At 69.7% G+C, this 15,548-nt stretch carries 16 protein-coding genes and 1 pseudogene; 3 read left to right on the forward strand and 14 right to left on the reverse strand.

Annotation, left to right across the window (positions count from 1 at the left end):
- Position 1 precedes the first annotated feature (1 nt).
- Together OG595_RS05805 and OG595_RS05810 are read left to right on the forward strand one after the other, a co-directional pair.
- Complete coding sequence (locus tag OG595_RS05805) at positions 2-1,108, forward strand: ABC transporter ATP-binding protein (RefSeq protein WP_443072967.1); 1,107 nt, start codon at positions 2-4, stop codon at positions 1,106-1,108.
- A 90-nt stretch (positions 1,109-1,198) separates the two neighbouring features.
- The gene (locus OG595_RS05810) at positions 1,199-1,618 is read left to right on the forward strand and encodes a TOBE domain-containing protein (RefSeq protein WP_329268539.1); all 420 of its coding nucleotides are present in this window, start codon (positions 1,199-1,201) and stop codon (positions 1,616-1,618) included.
- Positions 1,619-2,387: 769 nt separating this feature from the next.
- On the opposite strand, the gene OG595_RS05815 is transcribed toward OG595_RS05810, so the two are convergent.
- The 13 genes and pseudogenes from OG595_RS05815 to OG595_RS05870 form a co-directional block, all read right to left on the reverse strand.
- Positions 2,388-3,509 carry a DUF3500 domain-containing protein gene (locus OG595_RS05815; RefSeq protein WP_329268541.1) on the reverse strand — a complete coding sequence of 374 codons (1,122 nt, stop codon included), beginning with the start codon at positions 3,507-3,509 and terminating at the stop codon, positions 2,388-2,390.
- Between the two features lie 135 nt (positions 3,510-3,644).
- A complete protein-coding gene (locus OG595_RS05820) occupies positions 3,645-4,025 on the reverse strand; it encodes a hypothetical protein (protein WP_329268543.1) in 381 nt (126 codons plus the stop codon).
- Positions 4,026-4,067: 42 nt separating this feature from the next.
- Positions 4,068-5,465 (reverse strand): nickel/cobalt transporter, encoded by a 1,398-nt coding sequence (locus OG595_RS05825; RefSeq protein ID WP_329268546.1) that lies wholly within the window; start codon positions 5,463-5,465, stop codon positions 4,068-4,070.
- Between the two features lie 3 nt (positions 5,466-5,468).
- Positions 5,469-6,566, reverse strand: a complete 1,098-nt coding sequence (locus tag OG595_RS05830; RefSeq protein ID WP_329268549.1) for a DUF3500 domain-containing protein — start codon at positions 6,564-6,566, stop codon at positions 5,469-5,471.
- A gap of 144 nt (positions 6,567-6,710) precedes the next feature.
- Complete coding sequence (locus tag OG595_RS05835) at positions 6,711-7,487, reverse strand: aldehyde dehydrogenase family protein (protein ID WP_443073323.1); 777 nt, start codon at positions 7,485-7,487, stop codon at positions 6,711-6,713.
- Positions 7,436-7,744, reverse strand: a pseudogene (locus tag OG595_RS45315) (MmgE/PrpD family protein); the annotation flags it as partial. The pseudogene OG595_RS45315 and the gene OG595_RS05835, both read right to left, overlap by 52 nt.
- Before the next feature lie 17 nt (positions 7,745-7,761).
- Positions 7,762-9,369 carry a thiamine pyrophosphate-binding protein gene (locus tag OG595_RS05840; protein ID WP_329268554.1) on the reverse strand — a complete coding sequence of 536 codons (1,608 nt, stop codon included), beginning with the start codon at positions 9,367-9,369 and terminating at the stop codon, positions 7,762-7,764.
- Complete coding sequence (locus OG595_RS05845; RefSeq protein WP_329268557.1) at positions 9,276-10,283, reverse strand: FAD-binding protein; 1,008 nt, start codon at positions 10,281-10,283, stop codon at positions 9,276-9,278. Before OG595_RS05845 ends, OG595_RS05840 begins: the two co-directional genes overlap by 94 nt.
- A complete protein-coding gene (locus OG595_RS05850) occupies positions 10,280-11,302 on the reverse strand; it encodes an ABC transporter substrate-binding protein (protein WP_329268559.1) in 1,023 nt (340 codons plus the stop codon). Before OG595_RS05850 ends, OG595_RS05845 begins: the two co-directional genes overlap by 4 nt.
- Positions 11,299-12,183: an ABC transporter permease gene (locus tag OG595_RS05855; RefSeq protein WP_329268561.1), complete on the reverse strand. Its 885-nt coding sequence runs from the start codon at positions 12,181-12,183 to the stop codon at positions 11,299-11,301. The genes OG595_RS05850 and OG595_RS05855 overlap by 4 nt, the downstream gene beginning before the upstream one ends.
- On the reverse strand, positions 12,180-12,941 hold the full coding sequence (locus tag OG595_RS05860) for an ABC transporter ATP-binding protein (protein ID WP_329268562.1): 762 nt from the start codon (positions 12,939-12,941) through the stop codon (positions 12,180-12,182). The genes OG595_RS05855 and OG595_RS05860 overlap by 4 nt, the downstream gene beginning before the upstream one ends.
- A complete protein-coding gene (locus tag OG595_RS05865) occupies positions 12,938-13,888 on the reverse strand; it encodes a DUF6282 family protein (protein ID WP_329268565.1) in 951 nt (316 codons plus the stop codon). Before OG595_RS05865 ends, OG595_RS05860 begins: the two co-directional genes overlap by 4 nt.
- Positions 13,889-14,011: 123 nt before the next feature.
- On the reverse strand, positions 14,012-14,683 hold the full coding sequence (locus OG595_RS05870; protein ID WP_329268567.1) for a GntR family transcriptional regulator: 672 nt from the start codon (positions 14,681-14,683) through the stop codon (positions 14,012-14,014).
- A 14-nt stretch (positions 14,684-14,697) separates the two neighbouring features.
- On the opposite strand from OG595_RS05870, the gene OG595_RS05875 reads away from it, so the two are divergent.
- A complete protein-coding gene (locus tag OG595_RS05875) occupies positions 14,698-15,186 on the forward strand; it encodes an NAD(P)-binding domain-containing protein (RefSeq protein ID WP_329268569.1) in 489 nt (162 codons plus the stop codon).
- A gap of 132 nt (positions 15,187-15,318) precedes the next feature.
- Here the strand turns inward: OG595_RS05875 and OG595_RS05880 are convergent, their stop codons facing one another.
- Positions 15,319-15,414 (reverse strand): helix-turn-helix domain-containing protein, encoded by a 96-nt coding sequence (locus OG595_RS05880; RefSeq protein WP_329268571.1) that lies wholly within the window; start codon positions 15,412-15,414, stop codon positions 15,319-15,321.
- Positions 15,415-15,548: the final 134 nt, after the last annotated feature.

Consider the following 15,548-nt stretch of genomic DNA (forward strand, 5'->3'; position numbering starts at 1 on the left):
CATGCGTGAAACGAAGTCCGGCCTCACTTCGCCCTCCGGCGGCGACTCCGGTTCCCCCAGCGCACCCGACGGCGGCCTCGACGCGCGGATCGTCGTCGACCGGGGCTCCTTCCGCCTCGACGTCCCGCTGAGGGCGGCTCCCGGTGACGTCGTCGCGCTGCTCGGCCCCAACGGCGCCGGGAAGACCACCGCGCTGCGTGCGCTGGCCGGGCTGACCCCGCTCGACGGCGGCCATCTGCGCCTGGACGGGGCGGAGTTGGGGCGTACGCCGCCGGAGTCCCGGCCGGTGGGCGTCGTCTTCCAGGACTACCTGCTCTTTCCGCACCTCACCGCCCTCGACAACGTCGCCTTCGGCCCGCGCTGCCAGGGGGCGAGCAGGGCGGAGGCCCGGGCGACCGCCACCGCGTGGCTGGAGCGGATGGGGCTCGCCGAGCAGGCCGGCGCCAAGCCGCGCAGGCTCTCCGGCGGCCAGGCCCAGCGCGTCGCCCTCGCCCGCGCCCTGGCCACCCGTCCCCGGCTGCTGCTCCTCGACGAACCGCTGGCCGCGCTGGACGCCCGCACCCGCCTCGACGTCCGCGCCCAACTCCGGCGCCACCTGGCCGACTTCGAGGCCGTGGCGGTCCTGGTCACGCACGATCCGCTGGACGCGATGGTGCTCGCGGACCGGCTGGTGGTCGTCGAACACGGCCGGATCGTCCAGGAGGGGGCGCCCCAGGACATCGCACGGCGTCCGCGCACCGACTACATCGCCCAGCTGGTCGGCCTGAACCTCTACCCGGGCCGGGCGGACGGCCACACCGTCACGCTGGACACCGGTCCGGCGATCACCACCACCGAGGACCTCACCGGGCCGGTCTTCGTCGTCTTCCCGCCCAGCGCCGTGACCCTGCACCGCCACCGCCCCACCGGCTCCAGCGCCCGCAACCTGTGGCGCTGCGAGGTGGCCGGTCTGGACATCCACGGCGACCAGATCCGCGCGAACCTCACCGGCGAACTCCAGCTCGCCGCCGACCTCACCACCGTCGCCGCGGCCGAACTCGAACTCCGTCCCGGTGCGGAGGTCTGGGCGACCGTCAAGGCGACACAGACGCACGCGTACCCGGCCTGACCGGGACCCGGCGCCCGGCCCGGCTAGCGTGAGCCTCACAAAAGCCCCAAAAGCGGGCGCTACCCCATCTTCTCTGTGAGGCGTTCCGCCATGAGCCTGAGCATCCGCAACCAGCTTCCCGGCACCGTCATCGCCGTCACCACCGGAGAGGTCATGGCCACCGTCAGGGTCCGCCTCGACGGCGGTCAGGAAATCACCGCCGCGATCACACGGGAATCCGTCGGGGATCTCGGACTCGTCCGGGGCACCGCCGTGCGCGCCCTGGTCAAGTCCACGGAGGTCTCGCTCGCCACCGCCGCCGTCGAGGGCGTCTCCATCCGCAACCAACTCCCCGGCACGGTCACCGACATCACCAGGGGCGCCGCCATGTCGTCCGTCAAGGTCACCGTCGCGGGCGGCACACTCACGGCCGCGATCACCACCGACGCCGCACACGACCTGGGCCTGGCGGCCGGCTCCCCGGTCGTCGCCCTGATCAAGTCGACCGAGATCTCCCTCGCGACCAGGTGAGCGGTACGCCTCCTGGGTCACCAGGGCGCGGTTCTTCACCTCGCCGCAGGTCACGTACGAGTGCTCGCGGGCGCAGACCATGCCGTTGCGCGGCCTCCACCGCAAGCCGCCCGACGCTGTCGGTCGCGCCGACCACGAGTACGTCGGCGATGCGCTGCTTCTGGAACATGGGGAGGTCCTGGTCGGTGGGGTGGGTGCCGTCCCAGGACGTCGAAGAGGTGCCCCTCCCGGGCGGGTGCTCGGGGCCGTACAGAAAAAGTGCTCACGCGGGAGCTCGTAACGCGGTCCGACGGCAAGGCGTGCTTCAGCTGGGCCGGCTTCCTCACCCACCAGGGGAGACCCTCGAAGGACGTGCCCGCGTTCGACGCCTTCGATCTGTCCACGTCCGAGACGAACCAAGCTGAACATGATGAGACCCATGTACCACCTCGCCCAGGACGTCAACGAGGAGCGGTCCAGGCAGTGGTGGGTCCGCGACGGTGTCCCGGAATCCGCCACCTCGCTCTCGGTCGTCGGCAATCTGCACGCCCGTCCGGGCGACGACGTCAACACCTCGCGCCGCATGGGACGCCGGCGGCGCGGACGAGGACCCCGGCGACTTCATCGCGTGGATCGCCCGGGTGCCGGGCCGCGAGGACTCGGTAGCGAAGCAGCCAGGGATGCGCGGCAGCCTGGCGGCACTGCCAGAGGCAGCGCCGCCAGGACCGCCACCGCCATCCCGACCGTCACGCGCAGTGCTGACAGGACGGCGAGATCGGCAAGTGGTTCATCAGAAGGAGAACTCTCCCCCGTAGTCGGTGTCGTGGTCCCGGAACACGGTGTGGTAGTGGATCTGGTTCTGGTAGACCAGACCGTTCTGGCAGACGAACTCGATCCAGACGCCCGGTCCGTCGATGCGTACATAGTTGCCGGTGGCGTCCAGCCCGGTTCCCCCGGAGTACGCGATGTAGGTCTCGTCGAGTTCCGACTCGTAGGCGCTCAGCACGGAAGCGGCACTCGTGTCGTCCGCGACCTCGACCCACGGCGCGATGGCGTTGAGCACCAGTTCCTGCTGATCGTCGGAGAGCTCACTGACGGCGAGGCCCTCCTTGGTCTCCGGGAAGTCGCCGTCCTCGCCCGGTCCGACCAGCACATCGCTGTACGAGGCGGAGAGTTGGGCTTCCGACAGCTGGGAGGAACTCAGGCTGTCGAGCATGTCGAGCAGTCCGTCCCGCATCCCTGACAGGGGGGCGTACGAGGTGCCGTCGTCGTCGGTCCAGCTGGTGGGCTCGACCCCGATGAAGAAGGGGCTGACGCCTTCGACCGCCCCGTCCGCGTAGGTGAGGTTCACCGCGAGGTGGTGGCCGCCGAAGTGCAGCTGCCAGGTGCCGTCCGCGCTCGGGGTGCCCAGGAACGCCAGGAAGTAGATGTCGCTGCCGTACCCGCTGGCGGTCTCACCGAGGACGTCGTCCGCGGCCAGGATCTGCGAGATCTGGTCGTATCCGGTGCCTGTGCCCGTGCCTGTCGCCGCCTTGAGTACCGCCTTGGCGGCGGCCAGCTGATCATCACTGAGCGAACCCAGCTCGATGCCCGGCCGGCAGGAAGAACCGCACGGGAGGTTGGACCAGGCGGTGGCGTTCTCCTCGGTGAAGTCGAGGAGCACCTCGGCCTGCTGGTCCTCGTCCAGGGTGGCCAGGAAGGCGTCGGCGGCGGCCACCACGTCCGAGACGGACGTGGTGGCCTCGGTCGAGACCGAGGACTCAGTGGACGAGGAGCTGCTGCCGGCTTCGGACGTGGCATTCGCCGTGGCGGCGTACACCGCTCCGCCGAGAAGGGCCGTCGTGACGGAAAGGGCCAGGCCGGCTCGCTTCCAGCGTCCCATCGACCTGCGGTGCGCGTTGTTGCTGTGCAATTCACTGCCTCCTTGAAAAAGGACTCCGGAGGACTTCCGAAAACTCCTTCGCAGCACACGCGAAAGGAAAGAGAGTTTCAGGTCGTCCCGTACCGTTGTCAGGGCGAGATAAATTGCACCGCGCAGCTCTGTGATTTACACCCCGGCGAATCTTTGTTTTACCCGTGGATTATGGACCGGGTCCACAGACGGAAAACCCTGACCCTGATTGAGCCGAAATATCAGCCGGCCACCTTGGGCGACCCATGTGATGAAATCGGCCGCATCACTGTTCGCACCGTGCCCCTCGTCCCAGTACATACGATGACTCACGTCGGCACCGAGGTTGTCCAGTGCGGCCGCGAGATTGGACGTCACTGTGAGCGAGTTGTCGGTGTCCTCAGTGCCGAGGTGGATCCACCAGCGCTTCGCCCGGTCGGGGTTCTTCTGCCCGATGAAGTACATCGGGCTCATCAGACACAGATTCTCGGGGATTTCGAGGTCGGTGATGTGAATCGGCCGACAGACCATGGTCATGGCCACCCGGTATACGAGGCATGCCGCATTCCTGCGCGTGACCTATCCCATGAGTCCGCCCACTCCGTTGACCGCGATCGTCAGGCCGAGAACAGTCACCACACCGGCGGATGCCGTCGGCAGCCACCGCGTCACCGGGCTCGGCGCCGGGCGCCGGAAGCGTTCCAGACCCTCGCGGGCTTGCACCAGAATCAGGCCCAGGCCGACCAGGACACCCGCGAGGCCGACACTGAAGGCGATGATCATGGTGAGACCGAGCACTGTGCGGCCCAGGCCAATCGCGAGCAGGAGGACGGTGAGCGCCTCGGGACAGGGGACGATTCCGCCGGAGACACCCATGGTGGCGATGGAGCGGAAGGTCGTGGGCATGACGAGCGGATGATGATGATGGTGCCCGCCGGGCCCATGGCTGTGTCCTTCCTGGTGAGCGCCCGCATGAGCGTGCGCGTGGGTGCGCTCGGCCTCGCTCTGCCGCGGCCATCTCCGTCGCAGCAGTCGTACCCCCAGGACCAGCACCACCGCCCCGGCGGCCACCTCCAGCACCGGCACCATGACGCCCGGCACGATGAACTGCCCCGCGACCAGCACCGCCGTGCCGAGAGCGATCACGGAGGCCGTGTGCGTGACGGTGATGACGCCGCCGAGGATCACCGCCTGGCGGGCCGTGCTGTGGGCGCCCACCAGGTAGGAGGCGAGCAGGGCCTTGCCGTGGCCGGGGGTGAGGGCGTGGAAGGCACCGAGCAGCGCGCAGGTGCCGATCAGGGCCAGCAGGGCCCAGGGCGAGGAGAGCGGGGAGCTCAGGGCGCTGAGCATGGCACCTCCGCCCGACGCGACCTGCTGCTCGGAGCCCGCTGGACTCGTCTCCGACGCGGGGGAATCGGCGAGCGCAACGATGATTGTGCGTCCTTCGTCGGCGCGTTCGACGTCCGCCGGTTCCGCCGGCGCTCCGGCCGGAACCAGCACGTTCGCCTGCACGGTCGTGGCCGAACTGCCCGGCGGGTCGTACGCGTTGGTGAAGGTGACGCTGCTGCTGCCGGACGGCAGGGTGGCCGTGAGGTCGAGGGTGACGGCACCGGCGGCGGAGGCGAGCAGCGCGTAGTCCGCGTAGGTGGACCTGGCCAGCTCCAGCGGGACGGCATGTCCGTCGGCCTCCAGTCCGAGCGCCGACATCACGCGCCGGGCATGTGCGGCCCTCTCGTCGGCGTCGAGTTTCCCGTCGCCGTCGGTGTCGAGGGCTTCGGCGAAGGCGGGGGCCACCAGCACGCCCGGTGTGAGGGCGAGTTCTATGTCGAGCCGGGAATCGTCGGGGGTGAGGTAGGCCTGCTGGACGATCTCGTCCGTGGGATGGGCCTGGGCCGGTGCGGCCGCGAGGCCTGACCCGGCGGCGGCCAGCACGAGGCCGACCGTCCACCGGGCCAGGCGGCGTTGGACAGGGCTCAAGGATCAGTCCCCCGCGCCGTAGTCGTTGCCGGTCTCACGGTAGATGGCGTGGATATGGCTGGTGCCGCCCATGTTCCGCTGGTGGGCGAACTCGATGGTGAAGTCGGGACTCTGGACGCGGTAGTAGATCGGCTGGTCGCTCGACGTGGAACCTGACCAGGCGAAGTACGTGGAGCCGAGGTTCGCCTCCGCCGACTCCAGCTTGGACGCGGCCTGTTCGTCATTGAGCGGGCTGATCCACTCGGCGACCAGGTCGAGCAGCAGCGTCCGCTGCGCGGTGGTGAAGGTGGACGCCTGGACGCCCTCGTAGGCCAGGGTCTTCCCGTCCTGACCAGCGCCCAGGATGATCTCGGTGACGGCCGTGTCCAGGACGGCGGCGGCGAGTTGGGTGCTGTCGAGGGACTGGACGACCGCGAAGGCCTTGTCGGTCTCGCCGGCCAGCGGCTCGTAGCTCACACCGTTGAGGGTGTAGGTGGCGGGCTGGACGCCGAAGAGGGTCGGGGCCAGGGTCATGGTGTCCCCGGTGAGCGTGATGTTGACGGCCAGGTGGTGGCCGCCGTACTGGACGGTCCACCGTCCGGTCGAGGACGGGGTGCCCAGGATGCGGATCCAGTAGTGGTCGGAGCCGTAGTCGTCGCTTCCGGTGGAGGTGTGCAGGACACCGTCGGCGGTGGTGATGCCGACGACCTGCTCGTATCCCTCGTCGCTGAGCGCCGCCTGCAGGATGGCGAGCACCGCCGCCCGCTGGGTGGAGGTGAGCGTGTCCATGCGCAGACCCGCGCGCGTGAACAGGCCGTCGGGCAGGTTGGACCACTGGGAGAGGTTGGACTGGGTGCGGGAGGCCTGGACGGTCGACTGCTGTGTGCTGCTGAGCGTGGCCAGGAACGCGTTGACCGCGGCGAGGGTCTCGGAGGCCGCCGTGGCCTCGGCGGAGTAGGCGACGGTGGTGGTGTCGGTGTCGGTGCGAGCGACGGACCCGAGTCCGGCGTCGCTCGTCGAGAGGACTGCCGCGACCAGAGCCGCGGTGGCGACGGTGAGGGCTGCACGGCGGGGGCGGCGAAAGGGGCGGGGCGAGACGGAGTTTCTCGGGAGTGGTAACACGTGGCCTCCTGTTCGGAAGGCGGCATGGCCTTGTGCGCGGGCACGCCGGTGGCTGTGAACCGGTCACGTCAATTCCGGTTCAAGAGAGCATCAAATTAGTCAACGATTCCGTTAACAATGTGGCTGACGTGATTCATGTGAGATTCACAGGCCTGCCCTGCGATGCCGGACCAGGACGGTGCGCGACTCGGTCGTGTCCCGCACTGCGTAGGCGGGTCCCTCGGTGCCCTGGCCGCTGTCCTTGACCCCGCCGTACGGCATGGGATCGGGGTGCGTGCTGGACGTGTCGTTGATGACCACGCCACCCGTCTCCAGGCGGCGGGCGAAGGTGAGGGCGATGTCGAGGTCCTGGCAGAACACCCCGGCCCGCAGGCCGTACCGGGTGGCGTCGGCCAGGCGTACCGCCTCGTCGAGGGAGCCGAAGGAGGCGGTCGCGAGCAGCGGGGCGAACGCCTCCTCTGAGGCGAGCCTGGCGCTTTCGGGCAGCCCGCTGAGCAGTGCCGGGGCCATCATCGAGCCTGCTCGCCGTCCTCCGGTGACCAGGCGGCTCCCGTGGCCGACGGCGACCGCGACCAGCGTTTCGGCGTGCACGGCCGCCTCGGTGCTGATCAACGGGCCGACCTGGGTGCCGGGCGCGCGCGGATCGCCGTACGCGAGGTCACCGACCAATGCGGCGAGTCGCTCGGTGACCTCGTCGGCGATCGTCTCGTGTACGAGGAGACGCTGGACGGAGGTGCACACCTGCCCGGCCTTGCGGTATCCGGCGCGGACGACCAGCGGAAGGGCGTGGTCGAGGTCGGCGTCGTGCCAGAGCAGGGTCGGGGAGTTGGAGCCGAGTTCCAGGTGGGTGCGGGCGAGGCCGCCACCGCGAAGGCCGCAGCGAGGATCGGGGCACCGGGGTGATGAAAGGCGTCGCGACAGATGTCGTCGAGCTTCCCGGCGTGAGCGGCGGTCCCGTTGAGCAGCGCCGCCGTCCGCACGTCCGCGGTCCGTCCGGAAGGAATGGGCCGCGCAGGTCCGCCGGTCGGGGCGAGCGCCTCGGTCAGGGTGCGGGCGGTCGGCGTTTCGGAGCCCGGGACGATGGCCGCGCCCCAGTCCATGACCGCGCGCACGGCGGCGTGCCGTACGTCCACCCTGAGGGGGTTCTTCCACTGGGCGACCGCTTCGACGGCGGTCATGGGAGGCTCCTCTCGGCCTAGAACTGGGCCTCGTACTGGGCCGGATCGATGCGTGCCTCGATGAGCAGCGGCCCGCTCGGGCCCGTGAGTCCGGCCATGGCCTTCTCCAACCCGGCCGCCGATGACACGCGTACGCCGTGGCAGCCCATCGATCCCGCGAGGGCGACCAGATCGATGTCGTGGAGGCGGGTCGCCGTGCTCGGGTAGCCGAGGGCCCGCTGCTTGAGCTCGATGCGGTTGAGGCTGCCGTCGCAGAACACCACCACCGCCAGCCTCAGTTGACGGGCGACGGCCAGCCGGAGTTCGGTGGCGGCCATCGTGAAGCCACCGTCGCCGATGAGGGCGACGACCGGGGCCTCGCCAAGTGTCATCTGGGCGGCGATCGCCCCGGGAAGCCCGAAACCCATGGAGGACAGGCCGTTGCTCATCAGAACGCTCCGGGGCCGGCGGGCCTGCCAGCCCTGGCCCACGAGGAGCTTGTGCGAACCCACGTCACAGGTGACGACGGTTTCGGCGGGCGCGCTCGCGCGGACGACGTCGATGACGTCGGTGGGGTTGAGACGACCGGCGACCCGCCCCGCGTAGTAGGCCGTGCGCAGCCGGTCCCGGTGCGCGGCCACGTCCCGTTCGTCCCATCGGGGCTCGCCCCGCCACTCGTCGGCGAGCCAGTCGATGCTCGCCGAGACGTCGCCGACCACCTCGCAGTCGCTGGGATAGACCTGGTCGGTGTTGGGGGTGGTGTCCACGTGCAGTACCGGTACGGCCAGGGACCAGGGCCTGATGAGCTCGACCGGGTCGAAGCCGGCGGCGACGACGAGGTCGCTGCCTGCCAGGAAGTCCCACAGGACCTGGTTGCACGCCATGTCGAGGACCCCGGCGAAGAGCGGGTGGTCCTCGGGGAACACCCCTTTGGCCATCGGTGACACCACCACGGGGGCAACGGCCCGCTCCGCCAGCCGGATCAACGCATCAGAGGCACCGCACCGGGTCGCCCCGGCCCCGGCGAGCAGTACCGGACGCCGGGCGGCGCGCAGTACGGCCGTAGGATCCGGGCCGCCCTCCGTGCGGTGGACCCGCACTCCCCCGGCGCCGCCGCCGAGCGGCGGCGGGGTGACGGCGTTGTCGGGAGCGGGCGCGGCGAAGGTCTCGGCGGAGCCGGTGAGGTGGACGGCACCCGGTCGTTCGGCGACGGCCAGCCGCAGTGCCTTGCGCATCACCGTGTCGACGGACCTGGGCTCGATCCGGCCCGCCCATTTGGTCACGGGAGAGAAGAGCAGTTTGTGATCGACCACTTGATGGGTGACCACGTCCTCGCGCCCGGCGTCGATCTGCCCGGAGATCGCCAGCAGCGGCACGCGGTCCCAGGTGGCGGCGGCCACCCCGTTGACGATCGACGTCGACCCGGGTCCCAGTGTCGACAGGCAGACGCCGGGCAACCCGGTCACCATCGCCTGCGCCTCGGCCATGAACACCGCGGTGCCCTCTCGGCCGGCGAGGACGACTTCGACGTCCTGGGCGCGCATGGCTTCCATCAGCTCGATGATCGGATCGCCCGGGTAGGCGAAGACGAACCGGCCCCCGGCGGCTCGGACGTAATCGGCCACCACCTCAGCGGTGTTGCCCATGTGAGCGCTCCAGGTTGTCGTGGTGGACGGACAGCGTCCGGAAGATCCCGTGGACGAATCCGGTGTACGGCGCGAGCCCGAACGCGACCACGACCGCGGCCACATGGAGCAGCGGCAGCGGACCGAATGCCCCTGTCTCCCGCAGCAGCAGGGTGAGCATCCCGGAGGCCGCGAGGACGAGCAGCGGCGTCCACCGCGACGGCATGGAACCCCCGTTCCTCGCCCGCCTGTTGGGCTTCCGCGTCCAGCAACTCCCGGAAGAAGCCACCGTCGTTGTACGCCGGTCCCCGCACGTGGAAACCCTCGGCGGCCTCACCCCAGTACCGGCCCAGCCAGGCGAGGTCCGCCTCGAAGCCGCCGCTCGCGCAGATCACGGAGGAGGCCCGGACCCGGCGGCCGTCGTCGGTGTGGAGCGCCGTGCAGATCTCACCGTCGACCTCCAGGTGCGTGACCTTCGTGTCGTACGCGATCGCCACCCCGGCCCGTTCGGCCGTGCGGTAGTAGGAGTTGAGCAGGGCCCTGCCGCCGCCGAGGAAGAAGCGGTTGGCGCGGGCCAGGTTGAGGGTGCCGGTGAGGGCGGGCTGCCAGCGTGCGCCGTGGGCGCTCATCCAGGCCGGCGCGTCGGCAGATTGACGGATCGTCAGTTCCGCGAGGCGTTCGTCGCTCGGGACTTCGCCGACTCCGCACAGGTCGGCCCGGAGCTCGGCGAAGGGGTAGGGGCCGGTGGTGTACTCGTCGCCGGTGTCGTGGGCGCACCGGATGTTGCGGGTGTGCCGGCTGTTGCCACCGCGGAAGTGCACGGGCGCTCGCTCCTGCACCAGCACGCGCGCTCCGGCATCGGCGGCGGTCAGCGCGGCGACGATCGCCGCGTTGCCGCCACCGCCGACCGCGATGTCGGCGTCGCCCGCGCTCACGTCTCGCGCAGGTTCGACGGCACGAGCGCGTCGTAGTCGGGATCCTTCGTGATGAGGCCGGATGCCTTGTGGAAGGCGACCGCGGCGTCGAAGGAGGTGCGCGGGAAGCCGTTCGTCGTCCGGATCTCCTCCTTCAGCAGCGGGAGCAGCGCCTCCAGCGCGGAGTCGGGCATGCCGCTGCGGTATCCGGCCAGCAGCTTCTTGATCTCCGCGGAGTCGCCTCCGTGGATGTCCTTCCGCGCCCGGACCAGGGCTCGTTGGAAGGCGGCTATCTCCTCGGCCTTCTTCTTCATGACGCTTGCGGTGGTGAACATGACTCCGTGGGACACGTGCTGCAGACCGGGGACGTCACCGCGGCACGGGGAGATGTACGTGATGCCGATGCCGTCCCCCTCCGCCTGCTGGGCCAGCGGCTGGGCGAACGACAGGGCGTCGACCTGGCCGCCCTTCAGGGCGCCGATCGCCGCGGTGGGCTCGCTGCCGAGGTTGACCAGTTCGGCGTCCTTCTTCGGGTCGAGGCCGACCTTCTTGAAGAGGTGGATGACCAGTGCCTCGGTTCCGCTGCCCGGCCCGGTGATGCCGATCTTCCTGCCCTTCAGGGACTCGATCCGCTCGTCCAGCGAGGCGTCGACCGCCGCTCCCCCGAACTTCGTGCCGGTGATGATGTCGATGTAGTAGGTGTCCACCATGTCCGCGACGAGGCTGAGGTTGTCGCCGGTCTGCGACAGTTTGAGGACGTCCGTCATCACCCCGCCGCCGAGTTCGATGCTGCCGGACTTCAGCGCGGCGGCCACCTTGGAGCCGTTGCCGAGCACCGCGGGCTCGTCGAAGGTGACGCCCTCCTTCTCGAAGTAGCCCTTCTCGGTCGCGACGAACATCGGGAAGAACGCGATCGACGTGCTCACCTGCCCGATGGAGAGCCTGCCGGTCTTGGTGGCGCCGGCGTCGGTGCAGCCCGCGCCGGTCAGCGTGACCACGCCGGTGGCGAGTACGCCCTTGACGAGTTGACGACGGTTCATGCGCGGCCCTCCAGAGGCTTCCAGCGGTTGGCCCTTCGATCGAGCACGCCGACGACCAGGTTCAGGACCGTGGCGATCGTTCCCAGCACGGCGAGCGTCGCGAAGACGCCGGCCGTGTCGTAGTTGGCGGCCGCGTCGCTGATCAGATAACCCAAGCCCCGGTTGGACGCGACCAGTTCGCCGATCACCGCGCCGATCAGGGAGTAGGGGACGGCGACCTTGAGGCCGGTGAGCAGACCGGTCATCGAACCGGGAAGGACGACCTTCCACACCACGTCACGGCGGCGTCCGCCCATCAGCCGGACCGCGTCGATCAGCCCACGGTCGACCTCCCGCACACCGACGGCGGTGTTGAGGAAGACCAGGAAGAACACCGTGACGGCGGCGAGCACCACCTTCATCTGCAGGCCTATGCCGAACCAGACGATGAACAGCGGCGCGAGAGCGACCTTCGGCAGCGAGTACAGCGCCACGATGAACGGGTCGACCACGCGATAGAAGGTCGGCAGGGAGGCCAGGACGAACCCGGCGAGCGCACCGGACCCGGCGCCGAAGGCGAACCCGAGCATGACCTCCTGGAGGGTGACCCAGGTGTTGGACCAGAGCAGACCGTCCCGGTGCCATTCGGCCAGCCGGCGCATGACGTCGAGCGGCCGACTGGTGAAGGTGACGTCGAACAGACGGCCCGCGCACAACTGCCAGGCGGCCAGCAGGACCACGACGAAGACCAGCCGGCCACCCCAGATGATCACCGCGCCGCCGTGCTTGTCCCACCAGCCCCGGTTCAGGGGCACGGTCACCGACTCACCGACGCTCTTCTCCGTGCTCTCCCGCGTACTCATGGCCGTGTCCGTCGTCTTCTTCTCGTCGACCGTGCTCATTGCGCCTCCCGCAGCGCCGCTGACATCTCCTTGTGCAGGGCGACGAAGTGCGGGTCCACCCGCAGCTCGTCGGCGTCGCGCGGCCTGGGCAGGTCGATCTCCTTGTCCAGGACCACGCGGCCGATCCGGCCGAGCACCACGACCCGGTCGCCCAGCAGCAGCGCCTCCTCGATGTCGTGCGTCACGAACACCACGGTCTGCCCGCTGTCCTGCCACAGCCGCAGCAGCTCGGCCTGCAGCACGGAGCGCAGCTGCGCGTCGAGAGCGCCGAAGGGTTCGTCGAGGAGCAGCACCTCCGGACCGCCGGCGAGCATCCGGGCCAGGCTCGCCCGGCGCCGCATACCGCCGGACAGCTCGCGGGGGTAGTGACGCTCGAAGCCGCTGAGGCCGACCCGCTCGATGAGATCCATCGCGCGTTTGCGGCGCTCCTGCGCGTCGACCCCCTTGATCTCCATGGGCATCTCGACGTTGCGGACGACATCGCGCCAGGGCATCAGGGTGTCGGACTGGGTCATGTAGCCGACCTCGGTGCGCGGGCCCGACACGGGCTTGCCCCGGTAGGTCACGTCACCCGACGTGGGCTGCATGAGCCCGGACATCATGTTCAGCATGGTCGACTTGCCGCAGCCGCTGCGGCCCAGGACCGTGACGAAACAGCCCTCCTCGATCCCGAGACTCAGGTCCCGCAGCGCCATGATCCCCAGATCGCCCTTGGCGAACTGCTTGGTCAGCCCCCGGACTTGCACAACACTGCTCATCGCTCACGCCGGTCCTTGGAAACGCCGGCGAGCCAGCGGGTGTTGTCCACGGCCATGACGTGGACCTCCTCCTCGGTGAACCCGGCGGCGAGCAACCGGTCGGCGAGGAGCGGCAGTCCGTCCTCCACCGGCGGGTTGAAGGGCTGGCCGAGATCGCTGGAGAGCACGGAGTGTTCCGGCCCGACCGCCCGGATGTTCTCCAGCCACAGTTCCCAGGAGACCTTGCCGGTGTACGGCGTGGTGAAGCACCGCTCCAACAGGGCGCCCTTCGCGGCGAGTTCACACTGACGCTCCACCCCCACGCGCTGGGAGGTGAACTCCGGGTGGGTAACGACGATCCGCCGTACGCCCTCCTCTGCCGCGGCGTCCACGACGGCCGCGATCTCGTCGGAGTGGAGATGACCGGTGGCGAGCGTCATGTCGTGCGCGGCGATCACCCGGAACACCTGCCGGGCACTCTCCAGCACCGCCCCGTCCGGCCCGAGCACGTCCACCGGGTCGGCCGTCATGCCCGCGGCCCGCAGTTCGTTCTGCAGCTGCACCCACATGGGCGGTGTGGCACCCTCGGGACTGTCCGCCGTACAGGCCCGTTCGTTGGCGCTGTCCACGGTCGGCAGCCAGACGAACTGTGCCCCGCCACGGCCGGCGATCTCCACGGCGATCGGGTTCATCCCACCCACCGAGGCGTTCAGGGTGATCGCCCCGACCGCGGCGAAGCCGGGCACCGCGTGGCGTACCACCTCGGCCCGTTCAGCCGTCGGGACGTAATGAGACTTGAGCACGAACCCGTCGAGACCGACCTCGGCGAAGCGGGACGCCAGAGTCAGATCGTCGACCCGTCGTTTCATCAGGTCGGGAGCGATGTGCACGTGGATGTCGTAGGCCCCCGCGACGAGAGCGCGGGCCCGGGCCGAAGGTGTCGGATGCGTGACTGATGGGTCGGCCATGTACGGCTCCTGTCGCCAATTTGGTGAGCCAGATTGTTGACAATCATCCGAGGAGCGTCAATGGTCCGCGCAGAAAGTGATGCCCGAACTCCGGCCGCACGCCCTCCACCAGGGGCGACGCACCTAACTCACAGGGAAAGAGGGCGAGTTGTTCGCGCTGCGCAGGGCGTCGATCACGCTCCCGATATGGTGTCCGACGGCCCTCTCCGCGGCTTCGGGATTCCGCCTGCAGATGGCATCGATGATCGCGAGATGCTCCGGCAGCGAGACGGACGGCCGTCCCGGCTGCACGGCGAGCCGAAACTGATGCCGCACCGACTGACCGCGCAACCGCTCGATCACGCCCTCGGCAATGCCCTGTCCGCTCATCTCCAGCACACGGCGATGCAGTCGATTGTTCAGCTCCGAGCAGGTCATCACCGCACCCGCGTCGACCGCGGCGGCCATCCGCTCGCCCATCTCGCACAGTTCGGCGATCTCCGCCTCGGTCGCCCGCTGCGCCGCCTTGGCCGCACAGAGCGCCTCCACCACCATTCGGACCTCGGTGATCTCGATCGCCTCCGCCAGGGACACCGCCCTCACCCGCGCACCCCGGTTCGGGATGCGTTCCACCAGCCCTTCGCTGTCCAACTGGAGCAGGGCGGAGCGCACGGCCCCGCGACCGACCTCGAACCGCTCCGACAGATCGGCCTCCACAAGCCGTCGCTCCGGTACATAGTCCCCGCTCAGGATCGCCTCCCGGATCGCCTCGACCACCTGGGCGGGCCCGGACGGGACTTTGCGTGCAGCCGGCACGTGGCCTCCTCTCCATGCCTCCCCCACGCGGAGGGAAGACTGGCGACGATATTGTTGCCAATTCCGGGGAGTGGTCCATGAGTTCCACCACCGTGCAGGCCCTGCGGATCGCGGTACTCGGCCTGGGAGAGGCGGGCAGCGCCATCGCGGCCGACCTGGTCGCCGCGGGCGTACACGTGCGCGGCTACGACCCCAGGGGCGCGGCACTCCCGGGTGTGGAGGAGACCGACAGCGAGTCGGAGGCCGCCGCGGACTGCGATCTCGTTCTGAGCGTCAACAGCGCCGCGGACGCTGCGGACGCCCTGCGGGCGGGCCTGGCCGGCACGACACCCGGCTGCCTCTGGGCCGACCTGAACACCGCGTCACCCACGCTGAAACGCCTCCTGGGCAGGACCGCCGGTGACGCCGGCACCGGCACCGGCGGCCGTCCGGCCTGGCCATGGCCGAGCGGGACGTGGACCGGCGGGAACCACAGACCGCGCAGGACCAGCTCGCCGGGCTGACACGTCGTGCGCGAGACCGGATCCACCGGCAGGCAGGCGGCCTCTGCGGCTCGACCGCGTCGACCGCGTCGACCGCCGAGCCCTTCAGCGGCCGCGAGTACGTCGGCGGCCGGTCGGTGGCCAGTTCCCGCTTCACCGTGTCTTCGAGATGCCCAGATGCCGGGCGATCGCCCTGATCGTCATCTCCTCGGCCCGGTGCAGCCTGCGGATCTCTGCCCGGTCCTCCACTTGGATCACCCTCTCCTCCCGATCTCGAATCAAGATCAGGCCGATATGGACGCCACGAGACAGGTCCGGTTTGATCCACCGTCAGAGAGTCACGGTTCAAACGACGCCGACAATCCGGACCAACCCTCTGACCA

It is taken from the genome of Streptomyces sp. NBC_01451, from assembly GCF_036227485.1.
GTDB lineage: Bacteria > Actinomycetota > Actinomycetes > Streptomycetales > Streptomycetaceae > Streptomyces.

Coding starts and splice junctions, on each gene's coding strand:
- OG595_RS05805 (WP_443072967.1), top strand. CDS start 2: ATGCGTGAAACGAAGTCCGGCCTCACTTCGCCCTCCGGCGGCGACTCC.
- OG595_RS05810 (WP_329268539.1), top strand. CDS start 1,199: ATGAGCCTGAGCATCCGCAACCAGCTTCCCGGCACCGTCATCGCCGTC.
- OG595_RS05820 (WP_329268543.1), bottom strand. CDS start 4,025: ATGACCATGGTCTGTCGGCCGATTCACATCACCGACCTCGAAATCCCC.
- OG595_RS05840 (WP_329268554.1), bottom strand. CDS start 9,369: ATGGGCAACACCGCTGAGGTGGTGGCCGATTACGTCCGAGCCGCCGGG.
- OG595_RS05850 (WP_329268559.1), bottom strand. CDS start 11,302: ATGAACCGTCGTCAACTCGTCAAGGGCGTACTCGCCACCGGCGTGGTC.
- OG595_RS05855 (WP_329268561.1), bottom strand. CDS start 12,183: ATGAGCACGGTCGACGAGAAGAAGACGACGGACACGGCCATGAGTACG.
- OG595_RS05860 (WP_329268562.1), bottom strand. CDS start 12,941: ATGAGCAGTGTTGTGCAAGTCCGGGGGCTGACCAAGCAGTTCGCCAAG.
- OG595_RS05865 (WP_329268565.1), bottom strand. CDS start 13,888: ATGGCCGACCCATCAGTCACGCATCCGACACCTTCGGCCCGGGCCCGC.
- OG595_RS05875 (WP_329268569.1), top strand. CDS start 14,698: ATGCCTCCCCCACGCGGAGGGAAGACTGGCGACGATATTGTTGCCAAT.